Here is a 16266-nt window from a genome sequence, read left to right on the forward strand (position 1 = left end):
ATTTGTTCGAGCCTTCAAAAAGGAGCAGCATGACCATCCCTTTCGATATCGCCTTGCCTCAAGTAAATGTTTTGGATTCAACTATGGCATACCGTGAAGGAGGCGATCCGCAAGCACCAGTGGTGCTTTTCCTGCATGGGAATCCAACCTCGTCTTATATCTATCGAAAGATCATTACGATGGTCGCACCGATCGCACATTGCATCGCGCCTGACCTCATCGGATTCGGCCAATCAGGAAAGCCGGATATTGAGTATCGCTTTTACGATCACGTCCGATACCTCGACGCCTTCATTGAACAAGCTGGCATCTCTTCAGCATTCGTGATCGCGCAGGACTGGGGTACGGCACTTGCGTTCCATTTGGCTGCCCGCAGGCCAGAATTCATCCGCGGACTTGCATTCATGGAGTTCATTCGCCCCATTCGTAGCTGGGACGATCTTCCAGCGAAAGGAGCCGAGATCTTCAAGAAATTCAGAACGCCCGGGGTGGGCGAAGAGATGATTCTCGGGAAGAATATGTTCGTCGAGCAGCTGCTGCCTGCGGCGACCGTCCGCAAACTGACGGATGAGGAGATGTCCGTGTACCGAGCACCGTTTCCTACTCCAGAATCGCGACGGCCGACATTGCTCTTCCCGCGCGAACTGCCCGTCGCCGGGGAACCGGCGGATGTGTATTCCACCATCGAGCAAGCACATCGCGCGCTAGCCGAATCGACCTATCCAAAGCTGCTCTTCGTGGGAGATCCGGGCTCTTTTGTCTCTCCAGCATTCGGCAGCAGCTTTGCAAAGGCTCTTACGAACTGCAGACTTGTCCAACTTTCCTCCGGCATTCATTATCTACAGGAGGATCATCCCGACCTCATCGGCTCTCAGGTCAAGGAATGGCTGATTGACTTGGGTGTCGGCCGAGAGAAGCCCATTCAACTTCGCAAGAAGCAACTAACTTGAAACGCGCTCTCGTCAGTGAGCTGCTTAGTATCCTCAGTTGACGCTAAATCGCCAATGCACTCATCGAAAGACGGTGAGTCGTGTGAAGCCGGATTCTCAATCTGTTGTCACTCATTGACCGGTATCCCATCTGCCCTTGATCGAGGAACGCATGGATCTCTTGAGTTTGAGATCTCAGAAGTGCATCCCGAAGCCGCGCGGAAATAGCGGTTGTGCTGAGTCATCTGGAAGATCGCTCTTCTGTTGTTCGACGGCCTCTGCGGAGCTGGGGAGCTCGAACGGCAGATGACCGGAGGGAGCGGTGGTGCCCTTGAGGAGATCGAGCAGTGGCTTGTCGGCGATGCCGAAGTCACCGAGGACCGCCGTTGCGTGTGGCATCACATCGGTTAGGATCAGGGGTCTTTCGAGCGTTGTGATGAAGATGCACGGAGTGGTGCCGCTCGCTTTCAGCAGCTCCGCGAAGGCGGGGTCGGCGGGGAGAAAGTTCAGGCGGCCTTCGTGTTGTCTTGATCCGAAGAAGTAGCCCGGGTGTTCGCTCTGGAAGGGCGCGGGTGCGCGAATGATGGCGACCTCTGCCTGGCTCGGATCTGACACGACCTGCCAACCTGCTGCCTTTGCCGACTCCGGCCGTACGCCGTAGAGATAGACCTTTAACCCTGTTTTGGTGAGCGGGAGAAGCGGCTTGAGCGTCGTAGGTGCGGGTGCGTTGTTGAGCAGCACCACTGCGCTAGCTTGCGCGGCTTGTCCTGCCTGAACGAACTCCGGTTTGCCCACGACCGATTGAGCGCTACCTTCGTCTACGTAGGGCTGCTCGAACAGGCCGAGCTGGAATTTCTGCACGAGAATGCGGGTTGCAGCCTCTCTCGCGCGAGCCTCGGAGATGAGGCCGCTCAGGATGTCTTCGACGATGAGAGCGGCTTCCTCTGTACCACCGATCTGGTCGACACCTGCGTTGATCGCCTTTGCGAAGCGCTGCGGCTTGGTGAGAGATTCAACGCCCCACGGCATGCCTATGTCTTTGGGGCTGGGCTTGGTGCCCTTGGGCACACCATTTTGACAGTTTTCGTTGCAGTCGCTGGTGATGCCCCAATCGCTGAGTACGACTCCACTGAATGCGTAGTGGCCACGCAGAAGGCCGGTGATCAACTGCGTGTTAAAGTTTGCGCCGACCTGTTCGAGCGGCTTCCCGTTGAGGGAGGCCCCCTGCAGGATGGCGTAGGTGGGCATCACCGCGGCGACGTGAGCGTGGAATGCACCTTCAAAGGGGATGAGGTGGTAGGCGAGATGGTCGTCTTCGAAGGAGGCGTAGCGGCCGTAGAAGTTATGCGCGTCCCAGCCGTCCTTCTCTGCGCCGTATCCGGCCCAGTGTTTTACCACCGTGAGGACACTGTTGTGATTGAGGCCATCTTCGCCGTTCTGCATGCCTGCGACGTAGCCTTCTACGAGGCGTTTCGCGAGTTTGGCATTGGATCCGAAGGTGCCGTTCGAGCGTGCCCACCGCGGTTCGGTTACAAGGTCTGCCTGGGGCGCCAGAGATTCGCGTATGCCCACCGCGAGATACTCCTGTCGTACCGTATCCGCAAATTGACGAACGACTGCGGGATCTCCGATAGAAGCGAAGCCGAGCGGTTCGGGCCAAAGTGAGAATACGGCGTCTGAAGAGCTGGCTCCGAGCACCTCTTGGAAGTGACTTCGAGGGTCGGTCGAGATGGTGACGGGTACACCGAAGGCGCTCTTCTCCGCGATCTCCTGCACGTGATTATTTTGCGCGGCCAGAGTTCGGGCGTCGGTGCTCAGTCGCGTGATGAAGCTGTTCACGCGTTGCTCCACGACCAGGCCGCGGATTCGATCGAGATCGTAGGCATTGCCGCGGCCAAGATCTCCGGCCGCCGGCAGCGTGCCATGCACCATCAGGCCCGCCACGTCTTCAATCCGCATCCGAGCGACGAGATCGGCGGCCCTGGTTTCCGGGGAGAGCCGCCAGTCCTCATAGGGGTCCAGCTTTCCGTTATGGTTCATGTCCTTGAACTCGAGGCCATCGACGGTCAGCAGTGCATCGGTTCGGTATCCAAGGGCAGGTTGTGGAGTTGTGGGCGAAGTGCTTTGTGCACCTGCGGTGACCGCGAAGGCCGAGAGAGCCAGGACGAAGCGATATGCGTGCATGTAGGGCCGACCAGGAACCTGGAGATGAAAGCTATGCGTTCGCGAGGAAGTATACCCCAGGCGGTCTCACCGTCCGGCCATACTCCTTGGAGTCATCCACTATGATTAGACCGTTCTATAACCTTCGCCCCGGAGCGCTCGTGCCAAACATCAAAGTATCGAGACGGGACTTTATTGCAATGAGTGGAGCAGTCGCCATTGAAGCCGCGATTGGACATGCACAGAAGTCCGAGAAACGTCTTTATGCCTTCGTCAGCTCGTGGACGAGCGGACCGAACGGTGGAGGAGATGGCGGCGGTATACACGTATTTTCCTTTGACGAGGAAGACGGATCACTTCGCTTGCTGAGCAGCATCGCACCGGAATTGAATGCGGGATACATCTGCCTTTCGCCGGACGGGAAGCAGCTGTATTCGACGGACGAGCGCAAAGATGCCGGCCACCAGCCGGGAGCTGGAGGAGCCGTTGTAGCGTTTGAAGTCGACCCAACAACCGCGGCTCTAAAACGACTCGATACAGTTCCCAGTATGGGGGCGTTTCCCGCCTTCATCAGCGTCGCTCCCGATGGCTCCTGCGTGGCGGTGGCCAACCACGGATCCTACGACGCTACGACCCGCGTTGTTCAGGAAGCCGGCCGCCCCGAGGTGCAAAGACTCTACGACGATGCGTCTGTCGCACTCTTTCCTACTGGAAAGGATCAATTATCTCCAGCCAGCGACGTGGCTGTCTTCGCGCAGCAACACGCGAAGGGATGGGAACACGAAACCGGCCTGGACTCCATCTTTCAGGCCAGCCCGCACGCGCACTCCGTGAACTTCGATCCGGCGGGCAGGCATCTGTTGGCTTGCGATAAAGGAGCCGATCGGATCTACGTCTATCGTCTGGAGGAGAACGGGCCCCGGTTGAAACAACTCAGCGTTTTCGACGCTCCTCCGGGTACAGCGCCGAGACATTCAGCCTTCCATCCGAATCGACCTTATGTCTTCGTCATTAACGAGCTGATGGCCACTATGAGTTCGTACCGCATCACTCCGCCGGGCGCTCTGGAGTTCATCCAAACCGTACCCACGGTATCCGGCAACGCGGTTCCTTCAGGAAAGCGGAACATGCCGTCGGATGTTCATGTGCATCCGAGCGGGCGGTTCGTATACGGCAGCACGCGTGGGGAGAACAGTATTGCCAGCTTCAGCGTTGATCTCGAGACCGGCAGGCTGAGCCCCTTCGAGCTCGTTTCGACTTTGGGAAGTACGCCGCGTGGCTTCAACCTGAGCCCGGATGGAAGGTATCTCTTGGTAGGCAATCAGGACTCAAACGAGGTACGGACCTTCAGGGTCGATTCCGACACTGGTCGGCTACAACCTATTGGTGCTAAAGCCGAGATTCCACGGCCCGTGTGCATCAAATTTTCCTACTTGTAAGAGATCCAAGGATGAGACGAGCTGGCCCTTCCCTGGGCTAACCATTCTGACGGCACCTTTCTCGCAATTGGCGATAAATCGCCAAGTCACTCATTGATGAATTCCACGTCGCGTTTTGCCGCACGGGGAGATCATATTTCTGATCGTGGGATGAGATCGATTGCCTCACCCAGCCATCTGCGAATGGTGTTGGTGGAGAGACCTCTATCGATATGTTCGGTTTTTCGTTCAATCTTTGAGACCAAATCCTTATCCAACTCCTTGTGGCCTTTCAACTCAAGAAGTGCAGCAAGAACGATTAGAATTGAGTCTTGTTCTTTTTTGTGTAGGCGCCTTTGTGTGGGTGACTCCAGCATCCGATTTATCCGCAACTGAAGAGCCCGAATCTCGCGTTTAGCGGCCTCAAGACGCTTATCCACCTCAAGGGCATGATCGAGCCTAAGCGACCAGATGCCCTTATATTCGGTGAAGGGAGCTAACTCACTGTCGTCGAATTCTTGCAATCTTCGTCTTTTTAGAACGAGTTCTTCAACCTCCTTCGCCAAAGCTAATTCGGAGTCCAAATATTCTCCGAAGGCCGTCATTGGCGAATCCAGTATCTCTCCATAGCCATTCTTCGCAAGCCAATTCACCAAGTCTTTGAAAAAGATAAACGTGCGTTTGGACGCCAGTCCATCTCCGTGCGCAAGGAAGTCTTCGATATCTCCGCTAGTCTTGACAGAGGCCAAGTGGCCATTAGCTATAGCCCTCAACAGATGCGATTCAACCGCCGCTTCCATTCCCGCGTCGATCTTTTCTAAACGTGCGGTATGCTCGGCAGCTGGTACACTTTCTGGCCTCGCCGGGTAGCGGTGGGGGGTCAATATAAACAAATCGCGAACGATCAGGGAAACTGCGCGGGGAATACCGAGATACAAAACACCGAAGTGCGGTATTGCAGGATACGAATCGGGTATATCGCTAAATTGGAGATGATAGGACCGCAACATCGCTTCCGCCGAAACCTCGTCTACATCCACGGGAATAGTATCCGTAAACGAGGTTGGCCAATTTTCTAAGTTCTCAGTCATGCTCGGCCCTTCGGGATTAGTGTCTCCATCAATTATTTCCTTTCATATGTGAAGCTGGTCATTGAGGGCTGATATGTAGTCGGCCCATGATTGGAGCATTGCCTTGCGCTGATCGGCGTACTCGGCCCTGTTGTATATGCCGCGCACACCTCCGATCGTGTGGTTGAGTGCCTTCTCTACTACGTCTGAAGGGAAACCCTGTTCGTGCAGAAGCGTAGATCCTGTGCGCCTCAAGTCGTGGATCGTAAAGGGAGGGATTGGGAAACTCATCGCTCCCATCGCCTGATTTAATGCATTCGCCGCGAACGGTTTGGTTAGACTTCCTCGGCCAGGAAGTACCAGTTCGGAGTCGCCGGCGAGTTGCCGCAGTTCCTCGAACATCTTTCCGACTTGGGTTGAGAGATACACCGTGTGAGGCTTTCCGGTTTTCGACTGTGCCTCGGGTATTACCCATTCCCCAACTTCAAGATTCACGTTGATCCACCGCGCGTGCAGCAACTCGGATTTGCGAACTAACGTCAAGAGAATGATGTGTAGGGTCAGTTTGAACTGCCGCCGGATGTTACTACGATACAAAACCTGAAGGTAGATCTTCAGTTCGTCCGGCGATAGGGTGCGAGTCCTGGGGCGAGCTCGCGTTATAAAACGCATGGGCGTGGCGTGCGTAGGATTGACAGTAACAACTCCGCAGACGATGGCGTAATCGAAGATACGTTTTAGGAGATTGCGAAGCTGGGCGGCTGCGGTTTCGAATCCATTGTCGCGTTTCTTGAATACGATCCGCTGCACATCTTGAGCTGTCACGTCTCTGAGTGCCCAGGATCCAAACGCGGGGTAGATCTCTTTTTCGAGATAGCGGCGAAGCTGCCTAGTATCCTTTCGATCTCTCTCGATCACTTCTTTGAAGTACCGTTCGCTGAAGGCGGCGAGGGAGGTGGAGTTGGCCAAGGCGAACTTCTCCAACTGCTTTTGCTTGGCCGGTGATATGCCTTCGTAAACTGCCTTCGCGAGTTCGTCGCGTTTGGATCTGGCAGCCTTCAAACTCACGAGGGGATATTTCCCCAGCGAGACCTTTTCCGTCTTTCCTTTGAATTGATATCTGTACCGCCAGGAAGCGCCGCCGGTCGGCATCACCTCAAGTGCAAGGCCGCGACCGTCACTCACCGCGTAACGAACTTGCTGCGGCTTCAGCGTTTTAACTTGAAGTTCTGTTAATGGCATTGCTCCCTCGGATTGTCCACAGAACTGGAAAAACCACACTTCATGACGCGAGTGTACATTCCCGTGGACAACTTTAGGAACGGCTCTGCGTGTATTTGGCTGGACGCGCTTGGATACTAAAGTACTGTTGACAAGGGGATAGTTCGAGTTGAGTGGAGTCCCTGAGCTTTGCTAGGATCCGCTGTTATTTGCCGATGCAGAACTCGCCGAAGATTAAGTTGAGGATGTCATCGCTCGTTGTGGAGCCGCTGAATGCGTCGAGAGCGCGGAGCCCTTCGTAGAGATCAAGAAGAATCATTTCGTGGGGGATGTTCGCGGATGCAGCCTGATACGCACGATGGAGGGCTCCTGTCGCGTCCGAGACTGAGCGCTGTTGCCGTTGGTTTGTCAAAACTGCGGATTCCATGTCTGGAATCTCCTTGGCGATATATGACAGAATTGCGCGGCGCAACTCGAGAATGCCCGATCCAGTGAGAGCGGACGTTTTGACAGTTTGAAGGGACTGTTCCCGACCTCGCGACTCCGGATGCGCGAGATCTTGCTTGTTGATAACAATGAGGAAGGGGCGACCGGAAAGAGCGGCTATCGTGGCATTGTCGTCTTCGTGCGGCGCAGAGGCGTCCAAAACGAGCAGCACGACATCGGCTTCTGACATAGCTTCACGGGTCTTCGTGATGCCCATTGATTCGGCTTCGTCGGTCGCTTCGCGAAGACCAGCGGTGTCGATGAGTTCAACGGGGATGCCTTCCAGCGATAGCCGTTCGGTGACCAAGTCGCGAGTTGTGCCGGGTGTCGCAGTGACGATAGCGCGGTCGCGTTGGATGAGACGGTTGAAAAGAGAGGATTTACCAACGTTAGGGCGGCCTACTATGGCCATGGTGAAGCCGTCGCGGACGATGTGGCCGTAGGAAAAGGACTTCTCGAGTGCGATGAGGGGAGCTTGGATCGCTGCGATTTGAGCGCTGATTTCGGAGCTTGGGAGGGTATCGATGTCGTCTTCGGCAAAATCAATACCGGCTTCGAGCGCTGCGATGAGGCTTATAAGTTGTTGTTTTATTGGGGTTATGTGGCGGGAGAGAGAGCCTCCGAGTTGTTGGGCGGCGATGCGTGCCTGATGGAGCGTGGTGGATTCGATGAGGTCTCGGACTGCTTCGGCCTGGGTGAGGTCGAGGCGGCCGGAGAGGAAGGCGCGTTGAGTGAATTCGCCGGGTTCTGCGAGGCGGGCGCCGCTGGCTACGCACTGGCGGAGGAGGTGATCGAGGAGGACGGGGGAGCCGTGGGCGGCGATCTCTACGATGTCTTCAGAGGTGTAGGAGTGGGGGGATTGGAAGTAGGTGACTACCGCTTCATCTAGGGTCAGGGTGGGATTTTCGCTCGTCAAATCAAGAATTTCGGCGAAGCGGGCCTGGGATGGGGCGAGGGGATGGCGGAGTTTGAGAAGGGGTTCGGCGATGGCGCGGGCTGCGGGCCCGGAGAGGCGGACGATGCCGATTCCGCCGCGGCCGGGGGGCGTGGAGATGGCAACGATGGTGTCTTCGAAGATGGGGTCGGATTTGGAGTGGGAGTCGCTCACCTGGATTTTTCCATGTTAGCGGGAGAAAAAAATTGGCGTGGTGGGTTGTGGTGTTTTGCGGGGGTTTTTGCGAAAAGTCGTGTTCAGAACGTGGTGTTTTGATGGTGTGATCGTGGTGAATTGCGTGGTAAACGTGGTGTTTAAACATCGTCTTTTTCGCGCACTAGAAATACGCCAGCTTTTTCGACTTTATTTTCGGGTGCAGGTTGCGGCGGCAAAGAAGCGGGTTTCTCCACTGCGCTGCTCACGATGAGACCGTGAGCAGCTTCGGTCGAAAATGACAGTTACTTAGGAACAAAGCTAAATGCGTTTCGAGATGGGAGCGAAGCGTGTGCTTTACGTCGGGTGCGAGTTGGCAGGTACGATTGAAGGATGGCGACGCAGTTTTCGAATGAAGCTTTGAAGTTTTTGCGGGGGTTGAAGAAGAACAACGACCGCGAGTGGTTTGGAGATCGGAAGGACGTTTACGAGAAGCAGTTGAAGGAGCCGATGCTGAAGCTGATCGGTGAGGTGAACGAGGCGATGGCGGAGTTTTCGCCGGAACATCTGCGGCCTGCGAACAAGATTTTGATGCGGATCTATCGGGACATACGATTCAGCAAGGACAAGCGGCCTTACAAGCATCATGTCTCGGCGTGGTGGGCGCGGGACGGGCTGCAGAAGACCTCGGGGGGTGGGTTTTATCTGCAGGTGAGTTCGACGGAGGTGCTGATCGCGGCTGGGGTTTATATGCCGGAGAGGGAGCAGTTGCTGGCGATTCGGCGATACCTGGTGGATCATCATCTGGAGTTTCGCAAGATCATGGCGGGGAAGAAGCTGCGGTCGCTGATGCAGGAGACGGATACGCTTTCGTTGACTCGGCCGCCTAAGGGGTTTGCTGCGGATGATCCGGCGATCGATTTGATTATGGGCAAGCAGTGGGGGTTGTCGGCTACTTTGCCGGTGGAGCGGGCTACTTCGCCGGGGTTGCTGAAGGATGTGGTGGAGCGGTTCAAGGTGGCGGCTCCTTTGATCAGGCTTTTGAATACTCCTTTGATTGCGAAACCTCGAAAGCCTCTTTTTTGAAAGACTCTGTCCTGCCGGACGGGCCCACTGCGCGTGGGGCGGTCACTTCGTGACGCGTGTACCTTTTCTCGATTGGTGATCGGCTTTGGTCCTCCCGTTGGTCGGGTAGGAGTTCGTTTTTGTGAATCTAAATGAGTGAGTAGTTACTCATATGACCTGGATAGAGATTGTTGAAAGGATGGGCATGACATGGCGAAGTGGACGGTAGCGGATATTCCCCCCCAGAAAGGTCGCATTGCTGTGGTTACGGGCGCGAACAGTGGGATTGGCTGGCATACGGCGCTGGAGTTGGCGCGAGCCGGTGGCGAGGTTGTGATGACCGCGCGTACCGCGACGAAGGGACAGGAGGCGGTGGAGCGGGTGCGGCGTGAGGTTCCGCAGGCGAAGGTGCGGTACGAACAGTTGGATCTTGCGAGTCTGCGGTCTGTGCGAGAGTTTGCGAAGCGAGTGGCGGGTGGCGGAAAGCTGGACCTGTTGGTGAATAACGCCGGTGTGATGCGGATTCCAGTGCGGCAGGAGACCGAAGATGGGTTCGAGATGCAGATGGGAACGAACTTCATGGGTCCGTTTGCACTGACGCTGCTGCTGATGCCGGCGTTACTGAAATCGAATGCTCCGCGTGTGACTACAGTGTCGAGCGGTGCGGCAGATATGGGGTTGAAGCGGATTCGGTTTGAGGATATGCAGTGGAAGCAGGGGTACAAGCCGTGGAAGGCTTATTGCCAGTCGAAGCTGGCAGACCTGATGCTGATGACCGAGCTTGGGCGGCGCAGTGAGGCCGCGGGGAAGAGGGTATTGAGCAATGCGGCTCATCCCGGGTTTGCGCGGACGAATCTGCAGACGAGCGGGCCAGGAAGAGAGATGAATGCTGTCGAGAGTTTTCTGACACCGTTTATGTCGCATGATGCGGCACATGGAGCGCTGCCTACGCTGCAGGCGGCTACGGATAAGAACGCCGCGCAAGGGAGTTACTATGCGCCGGAGGACTTCTTTCATCTGAAGGGTGATCCGGTGTTGATTGCGTTGCCGAAGCCGGCGCGAGATGGAGAAGCGGCGCGGCGGTTGTGGGATGCGGCGGAGGAGATAACTGGTGTTCGCTTGTCAGACACCATGCTGGTGACCGCGTGACAACTGGCTGTTGATGGCGTACATCTAATTTCCATGAGCGCGATTGTGATTGTTGGCACGGTAGTTTTGGTTTTGGTGATGGGGCTGATTGTGCGACGACTGCTCGCAAAGCGCGAGGTGAGGGCGAAGACGATTGAGCCTGAAGCGCTGTATACGCAGCTGAAGGCGAAACAGGTTCTGCTCTATGACGTTCGTCAGCCGCTGGATTTTCTGGCGCACCCGGAGATCATTCCAGGAGCGATCAGGATCGCGCCGAAGGATATCGCCGATCAGACGGCTCATTTTTCTCGCGATCAGAACTCGGTGATCTATTGCACGGGCGGCGACGATGCGACGTTCGAGATGGTGCTGGGGAAGGCGCGGGCGTTGCAGTTTACGCGTGTGAAGCTGCTGAAGGGTGGACTGCCGGCGTGGAAAGAGAAGGGATATCCGGTAGAGGAATACACGGAGTCCTTTCATCTGGATACGGCAACCTAGACAGCCTCACACTTTGTTTTTTACTTCGGTCACCAAGGAACCGATGGGGTTGGTGATTGTGTTTTTCGCGATGGTTCCAATGGATTCGCCACGTTTGTACATGAGATAGGCTGCGATGATTCCGGAGGCGATCGTTGCAAACAAGACCAACCTGTTCATTGATGCGCCGCGAGTTTCTGCCAGTTCCTCGGTTGCCATGTGTTTCTCCCTTTGCTGACTTCGTATGGCTTTCTACGTTGTAGGATGCAAAGTTTGGCTGCGGGATGAGGGAGCGACGCCGATCTTTTTCTCCTTCGATCCCGCTTGGTTGTGTATTGCTGCTGTGCGTTGCCGTCGGTTATACGAGAGGGCGGAGAGTCTGGTAGCTGATGCGAACGGCTTCGATTGAGGTCATGCCGGCGATGGGCGGATCCTGCTCGACGAAGATGTGCTGGAGGCCTGACTTCTCCGCTGCCGCGATGATGGGCTTGAAGTCGATGTGGCCGCGTCCGACTTCGGTGGGCGGATGTTTGGGATCGACGCCGAGGTTGGTGGTGACTGGAGTGTCGGCGGGGAAGTCCTTCGCATGCATGAGGGGATAGCGGCCGGGATATTTGGTGAAGTAGTCGATGGGATTGTGGCCGGAGGTGACCATCCAGCCGCAGTCGAGCTCGAACTTTACGAGTGCGGGATCGGTTTCGCTGAGGAGAATCTCGTAGCCGGTGTGGCCGCCGTAGTCGCGGAACTCGAAGTTGTGATTGTGATAGGCATATTGGAGACCGGCCTTTTTCGCTTGCGCGCCGATCTCGTTGGCTTTTGCGGCGACCTTTTTGAAGTCGTCGAGGGTGAAGGCCTTGATGGTGTCGCGCATCTTTTCGGCGTTGAAGCCTGGAAGCGTGGTGTGGAGAAGGACGGAGCTGACGGCGTAGTGGGCGCCGAGGGTATTGGCCTGTTCGAGGAGCTGACCGGTGTCGGCGAGGCCGAAGAAGAGATGGGCGCTGGGGCATTTGAGGCCGGCGTCGTCGAGCATCTTGCGGAGCTGTGCGGGTGGGATCTCCTGAATGGGGAAGGATTCGACCTCGCGGTAGCCGATTTTAGCCAGCGCTGCGAGGGTCGCGGGGGCGTCTTTTCGTAGTTCGTCCTGCACGGTGTAGAGCTGTACGCCGATGGGGAGATTGGTTTTTGCAAATGCTGACCGGAAGGGAAATGCGGCGGCGAGGCCAACGGCGGCGGACTGTTGCAGGAACAGACGACGTGACGAATTCATAGTTCTCCTGATCTCGTTTGTGGCGGATTGAGATTGCAGCCAGTCTACGTCGCGTCTGCGAAGTGGTGTCAAGGGAATAGCGGGGGCATAGCGTTAGAAGACGTGGCCGAGGCCGAACCACCATTTGCGATGGTCGTTGTCGCCGGCGGCACCGCCGATGTAGATGGGGCCGATTGCGGTGCGGGCGACAACGGCAAAGCTGCCATCCCATGCCTCGGAGAGGAGAGTGTCGGCGGCGTTGAGGTTCTCGTAGACTTTGCCGCCTTCCATGAAGCCCATGACGTAGAGGCCTTCGCCGATGAGTGGGTTGAACTTGAGGAGCCTGCGCTCGTAGCCGCCCTGGAAGAGCCAGAACTGGTTGCCGAGGAGTTCGTTTTTGCCGTAAGAGCCGAGATGAAATGGGCCGCCGAGGGGGAAGCCTTGCAGGTCGGTCACCTCGGGCGGTGCGCCGAAGCTGGTTCCACCGGAGGCGGTGATGAAGATGGCGTTTTTGACGCCGATGGGGAAGAAGGCTTCGACGGAGCCCTGGGCGAGGGTGAAGGGGTCGTTGCCTTTGGAGCGCTCGTGGCGTTCGACGCTGAAGGAGGTGTTGAGGCCGCGGAAGGGAAGGACGGCGTTGTCGGCACCGAGATAGTTGTAGCGGAGAGAGGTGACGCTTTGCTGCTGCGGAGGGATGGAGAGATTGTCGAAGTCGATGCGCTTGACGACGGAGTACCAGTACTCGTCCTGACCGAGGCGGACTTCGGCGCCGCGCGGCCAGGTGTAGCCACCGTCGAAGCCGAAGCCGCGCTGATTGATTTGATACTGGGAGGTGCGGCTGCCCTCGTTGTAGAAGTCGAAGCGGGTGCTGGTGGCGTAGGCGCGGGGTGCGTAGAAGAATCGGCTCTGCGCGGAGAAGGGTTTGTAGTACTCGCTTTTGAGACCGTAGCTGTAGCCGAAGAAGGCGTCGTTGCGCCACTCGGCACGGTAGCCGCCGAGATTGGTGAAGGTGACGCGGGCGGCCATGCCGAAGAGGACGTCGCGGGTGTCGGAGCCGTCGATGTCGATGCCGAGGTCGAGGAAGGGTGGGCCGTAGGACTTGGGGTAGGCAGTGATGGCGAGGCCGGGGACTCCGTCACGCTGGACGATGGAGTAGCCGGCGGCGTTGAGGGTGCCGTTGCCGACGAAGCGGGTCATCTGAAGGTCGAGGAACTTGGGGTCGATGGGTTTGTCGACGACCTGGGGTTTGAGGCGACGTTCGATCTCGGCGTTGGTGTTGGGGTCGGCTCCGGTGACGGCGAGGAACTGCGGGTTTGGGACGGTGGTTTTGCGGCGGGAGTTTCGTTGTTCGATGTAGTCGGCCCATTCGGCATCGGGGATGCTGAAACGCTCGAGGAGCGCGGCTTTTTGGCGGGCTCCTTCGAGGCCTTTGGGAGCGATGATGGCGGAGTCGGAGAACATGGAGCTGGTGAAACCCTTGAGGTCGGAGCGGATGAGGACATCGGCGTTTTCGAGGCTGTGGAGTTCGTTGGCGGCGATCATGATGCTGATGGTGTTGCCGGTGATGGAGAGAAAGGAGCCGGCGCGCTGGGTGGTGGTCTGGCCGGTGTCGAGGTAGCTGGCGATGACGATGTCGGCGCCGTTGGCGCGGGCGACGTCGACGGGGAGGTTGTCGACGGAGCCGCCGTCGGTGAAAGTCTGGCCGTCGATGACGACGGGGACGAAGACGCCGGGGATGGACATGGTGGCGCGCATGGCCTGGCCGAGGGAGCCGTGATCGAAGACGAAGGCGCGGCCGGTGTTCATGTTGGTGGCGACGCAGCGGAAGGGAATGGGGAGGTCGTTGAAGCTGGTGAGGGCGTAGTCGGGGAGGGTGGCGCGGTCGAGGATAAGGCCTACCTCTTGTCCGGAGTTGAGGCCTTCGGGGAAGGATAGGCCGTGCTTTAGGCCGAAGTCGAGGCGGTTGGGGAAGTCCTGACGGTCCTGTTTGCGGCGGTAGCTGAGATCGCTGTATGGGGTGCGGCCTCCGATGGCCACGTCCCAGTCGATGTTCTGGACCAGGGTGCGGATCTCGTCGGGGGAGCGGCCTGAGGCGTAGAGGCCGCCGACGAGGCCGCCCATGCTGGTGCCGACAACGAGGTCTATGGGGATGTGGTGCTGCTCGAGATAGTCGATGACGCCGATGTGGGCGAAGCCGAGGGCTCCGCCGCCTTCGAGGACGAGCGCTATGCGGGGACGTTTGGTGGTGTTGGTGTCGCGACTCTGCAGGGCAGGCGGGACCTTTGCCGGGACTGCTGTGGTGGGAGTTGGTTCGGAGGGCGGCGTGGTTTGGCTCTGCGCGATGCGTGCGATGAGAAACGCGAGACAGAGGAGCAGAGTGTGGTTGGTTCTTCGCTGCAGCGACATACCAAATTCCTCCAACATCGACAGCACCTGGCGGTTCCGGACGGAAAGAGTTTTGCAGTGGCCCTTTGAACGATCTTATTGCTGATGGCCGCGGGCTTGAGGCGCTGTGGCGTGCGATCAGCATCTCATCTTTTCATTGATTGGGGTGTGTGTCTGCTTTTTTGGGATGCGGAGAAGTGTAACTGCTGATCCCCTGCGGGGATTACAAACAAGAGAGACAAAAGGCAACAGCTAAAACAAAGGCAACAGCAGATCCCTACGGGATGACAAACAAAGGAACAAGCAACGACAGCGGCAACGGCAACGGCAACGACAACGGCAACGACAACGACAACGGCAACGGCAACGGCAACGGCAACGGCAACGGCAACGGCAACGGCAACGGCAACGGCAACGACGATTCGACTCGTGTCAGGGCAGAAGCGAGTGTGTTCGATTTATTTTGTCGCGACTGGTATTGGGAGAGCGTTGCGGATGATCGGGGCTACCTTTGTGCCGAGGAGTTCGATGGCGTGGAGAAGTTTGTCGTGGTTCAGGGCGGCTACGCTCATCTGGAAGCTGATCCGCGAGATGCCGCCTAGAGCTTCGTTCATCTTCAGGAGTTTTGATGCTACGGTTTCGGGATCGCTTACCATGAGCGCGCCGGTGGGGCGGCGAAGCGCTTCGAATTGATTGCGAGTGACCGGGGGCCAGCCTCGTTCCTTGCCTATTTTCGTGAAGGCTTCGGCGTAGCCGGGGAAGAAGTCGTCTGAGGCCTGCTGGTCGGTGTCTGCGACGTAGCCGAGAGCGTGGATGCCGACTTTGAGCGTCTCGGGAGAGTGGCCGGAGCGCTTGCCTGCTTCGCGATAGAGGTCGATGAGGGGACGGAAGCGATGGGGTTCGCCGCCGATGATGGCGACCATGAGGGGAAGTCCGAGGACTCCGGCGCGGACGAAGGACTCCGGTGTGCCGCCTACGCCAAGCCAGACGGGGAGCGGGTTTTGCAGCGGGCGTGGGAAGACTCCCTGGCCTGTGAGCGCTGCGCGATGTTTGCCCGACCAGTGAACGTTGTTTTTCTCGCGAAGGGTTAGGAGGAGATCGAGTTTTTCTGCGAAGAGGTCGTCGTAGTCTTCGAGTTTAAGGCCGAAGAGAGGGAAGGATTCGATGAAAGAGCCGCGGCCTGCAACGATTTCGGCGCGGCCGCCGGAGATGAGGTCGAGCGTTGCGAACTCCTGGAAGACGCGGACGGGGTCGGCTGCGCTGAGGACAGTGACGGCGCTGGTGAGGCGGATTTTTTTTGTAATCGATGCCGCGGCGGCGAGGATGACGGCGGGAGCGGAGTCGAGATATTCGGTGCGGTGATGTTCGCCGAGGCCGAACTGATCGAGGCCTACTTCGTCGGCGAGTCTGATCTCTTCGAGCAGATGGGCGATGCGCTGCTGCGCGGTGACAATGTGGCCGGTGATGGGGTCTGGTACCAACGCGGCGAAGCTGTCTATGCCGATCTGCATCTTTTTATTCCTCTTTGATTGATTGTCTCTTAGAGGTTGATGCGAAGAGAGGAGATTTGATTCTGACGGCCGGATCTTTC

General features: G+C 57.5%; 13 protein-coding genes. 5 read left to right on the forward strand and 8 right to left on the reverse strand.

Annotated features, from left to right (window positions below; genetic code table 11):
- Nucleotides 1-29: 29 nt before the first annotated feature.
- Nucleotides 30-950, forward strand: a complete 921-nt coding sequence (locus RBB76_RS09795) for a haloalkane dehalogenase (protein WP_429631936.1) — start codon at nucleotides 30-32, stop codon at nucleotides 948-950.
- Nucleotides 951-1124: 174 nt separating this feature from the next.
- On the opposite strand, the gene RBB76_RS09800 is transcribed toward RBB76_RS09795, so the two are convergent.
- Entirely contained in the window at nucleotides 1125-3113 is a 1989-nt protein-coding gene (locus tag RBB76_RS09800) for a glycoside hydrolase family 3 protein (protein WP_429631938.1), read from the reverse strand.
- A 101-nt stretch (nucleotides 3114-3214) separates the two neighbouring features.
- Between RBB76_RS09800 and RBB76_RS09805 the strand changes: the two genes are divergently transcribed.
- Nucleotides 3215-4531, forward strand: coding sequence for a lactonase family protein (locus tag RBB76_RS09805; protein ID WP_429631940.1), 1317 nt, complete (start codon nucleotides 3215-3217; stop codon nucleotides 4529-4531).
- Nucleotides 4532-4662: 131 nt separating this feature from the next.
- Here RBB76_RS09805 and RBB76_RS09810 read toward each other — a convergent pair whose 3' ends face one another.
- The 3 genes from RBB76_RS09810 to mnmE form a co-directional block, all read right to left on the reverse strand.
- Entirely contained in the window at nucleotides 4663-5601 is a 939-nt protein-coding gene (locus tag RBB76_RS09810; RefSeq protein ID WP_429631942.1) for a hypothetical protein, read from the reverse strand.
- A gap of 42 nt (nucleotides 5602-5643) precedes the next feature.
- Nucleotides 5644-6822 carry a tyrosine-type recombinase/integrase gene (locus RBB76_RS09815; RefSeq protein WP_429631944.1) on the reverse strand — a complete coding sequence of 393 codons (1179 nt, stop codon included), beginning with the start codon at nucleotides 6820-6822 and terminating at the stop codon, nucleotides 5644-5646.
- Nucleotides 6823-7006: 184 nt separating this feature from the next.
- Entirely contained in the window at nucleotides 7007-8395 is a 1389-nt protein-coding gene (gene mnmE / locus RBB76_RS09820; RefSeq protein ID WP_429631945.1) for a tRNA uridine-5-carboxymethylaminomethyl(34) synthesis GTPase MnmE, read from the reverse strand.
- Nucleotides 8396-8767: 372 nt separating this feature from the next.
- Between mnmE and RBB76_RS09825 the strand changes: the two genes are divergently transcribed.
- The 3 genes from RBB76_RS09825 (at nucleotide 8768) to RBB76_RS09835 (ending at nucleotide 11065) form a co-directional block, all read left to right on the forward strand.
- The gene (locus tag RBB76_RS09825) at nucleotides 8768-9460 is read left to right on the forward strand and encodes a DUF2461 domain-containing protein (RefSeq protein ID WP_429631947.1); all 693 of its coding nucleotides are present in this window, start codon (nucleotides 8768-8770) and stop codon (nucleotides 9458-9460) included.
- A gap of 189 nt (nucleotides 9461-9649) precedes the next feature.
- A complete protein-coding gene (locus tag RBB76_RS09830) occupies nucleotides 9650-10588 on the forward strand; it encodes an oxidoreductase (RefSeq protein WP_429631949.1) in 939 nt (312 codons plus the stop codon).
- A 33-nt stretch (nucleotides 10589-10621) separates the two neighbouring features.
- A complete protein-coding gene (locus RBB76_RS09835) occupies nucleotides 10622-11065 on the forward strand; it encodes a rhodanese-like domain-containing protein (protein WP_429631951.1) in 444 nt (147 codons plus the stop codon).
- A 6-nt stretch (nucleotides 11066-11071) separates the two neighbouring features.
- On the opposite strand, the gene RBB76_RS09840 is transcribed toward RBB76_RS09835, so the two are convergent.
- The 4 genes from RBB76_RS09840 to RBB76_RS09855 all read right to left on the reverse strand — a co-directional run bounded on the left by RBB76_RS09840 (nucleotide 11072) and on the right by RBB76_RS09855 (nucleotide 16186).
- A complete protein-coding gene (locus RBB76_RS09840) occupies nucleotides 11072-11263 on the reverse strand; it encodes a hypothetical protein (RefSeq protein WP_429631952.1) in 192 nt (63 codons plus the stop codon).
- 139 nt (nucleotides 11264-11402) lie between these two features.
- On the reverse strand, nucleotides 11403-12311 hold the full coding sequence (locus tag RBB76_RS09845; protein ID WP_429631954.1) for a sugar phosphate isomerase/epimerase family protein: 909 nt from the start codon (nucleotides 12309-12311) through the stop codon (nucleotides 11403-11405).
- A gap of 93 nt (nucleotides 12312-12404) precedes the next feature.
- Nucleotides 12405-14696, reverse strand: coding sequence for a patatin-like phospholipase family protein (locus RBB76_RS09850; RefSeq protein WP_429631956.1), 2292 nt, complete (start codon nucleotides 14694-14696; stop codon nucleotides 12405-12407).
- A gap of 437 nt (nucleotides 14697-15133) precedes the next feature.
- On the reverse strand, nucleotides 15134-16186 hold the full coding sequence (locus tag RBB76_RS09855) for an LLM class flavin-dependent oxidoreductase (RefSeq protein WP_429631958.1): 1053 nt from the start codon (nucleotides 16184-16186) through the stop codon (nucleotides 15134-15136).
- Nucleotides 16187-16266 lie beyond the last annotated feature (80 nt).

Source organism: Tunturiibacter psychrotolerans (assembly GCF_051013365.1).
In the GTDB taxonomy this organism is placed as follows: domain Bacteria; phylum Acidobacteriota; class Terriglobia; order Terriglobales; family Acidobacteriaceae; genus Edaphobacter; species Edaphobacter psychrotolerans_A.

Excerpts from the sequence above, each read along its gene's own strand:
- RBB76_RS09805 (WP_429631940.1), top strand. The coding sequence starts at position 3,215 with ATGATTAGACCGTTCTATAACCTTCGCCCCGGAGCGCTCGTGCCAAAC.
- RBB76_RS09795 (WP_429631936.1), top strand. The coding sequence starts at position 30 with ATGACCATCCCTTTCGATATCGCCTTGCCTCAAGTAAATGTTTTGGAT.
- RBB76_RS09845 (WP_429631954.1), bottom strand. The coding sequence starts at position 12,311 with ATGAATTCGTCACGTCGTCTGTTCCTGCAACAGTCCGCCGCCGTTGGC.
- RBB76_RS09830 (WP_429631949.1), top strand. The coding sequence starts at position 9,650 with ATGGCGAAGTGGACGGTAGCGGATATTCCCCCCCAGAAAGGTCGCATT.
- RBB76_RS09855 (WP_429631958.1), bottom strand. The coding sequence starts at position 16,186 with ATGCAGATCGGCATAGACAGCTTCGCCGCGTTGGTACCAGACCCCATC.
- RBB76_RS09815 (WP_429631944.1), bottom strand. The coding sequence starts at position 6,822 with ATGCCATTAACAGAACTTCAAGTTAAAACGCTGAAGCCGCAGCAAGTT.
- RBB76_RS09840 (WP_429631952.1), bottom strand. The coding sequence starts at position 11,263 with ATGGCAACCGAGGAACTGGCAGAAACTCGCGGCGCATCAATGAACAGG.
- RBB76_RS09810 (WP_429631942.1), bottom strand. The coding sequence starts at position 5,601 with ATGACTGAGAACTTAGAAAATTGGCCAACCTCGTTTACGGATACTATT.
- RBB76_RS09850 (WP_429631956.1), bottom strand. The coding sequence starts at position 14,696 with ATGTCGCTGCAGCGAAGAACCAACCACACTCTGCTCCTCTGTCTCGCG.
- RBB76_RS09825 (WP_429631947.1), top strand. The coding sequence starts at position 8,768 with ATGGCGACGCAGTTTTCGAATGAAGCTTTGAAGTTTTTGCGGGGGTTG.
- RBB76_RS09800 (WP_429631938.1), bottom strand. The coding sequence starts at position 3,113 with ATGCACGCATATCGCTTCGTCCTGGCTCTCTCGGCCTTCGCGGTCACC.
- RBB76_RS09835 (WP_429631951.1), top strand. The coding sequence starts at position 10,622 with ATGAGCGCGATTGTGATTGTTGGCACGGTAGTTTTGGTTTTGGTGATG.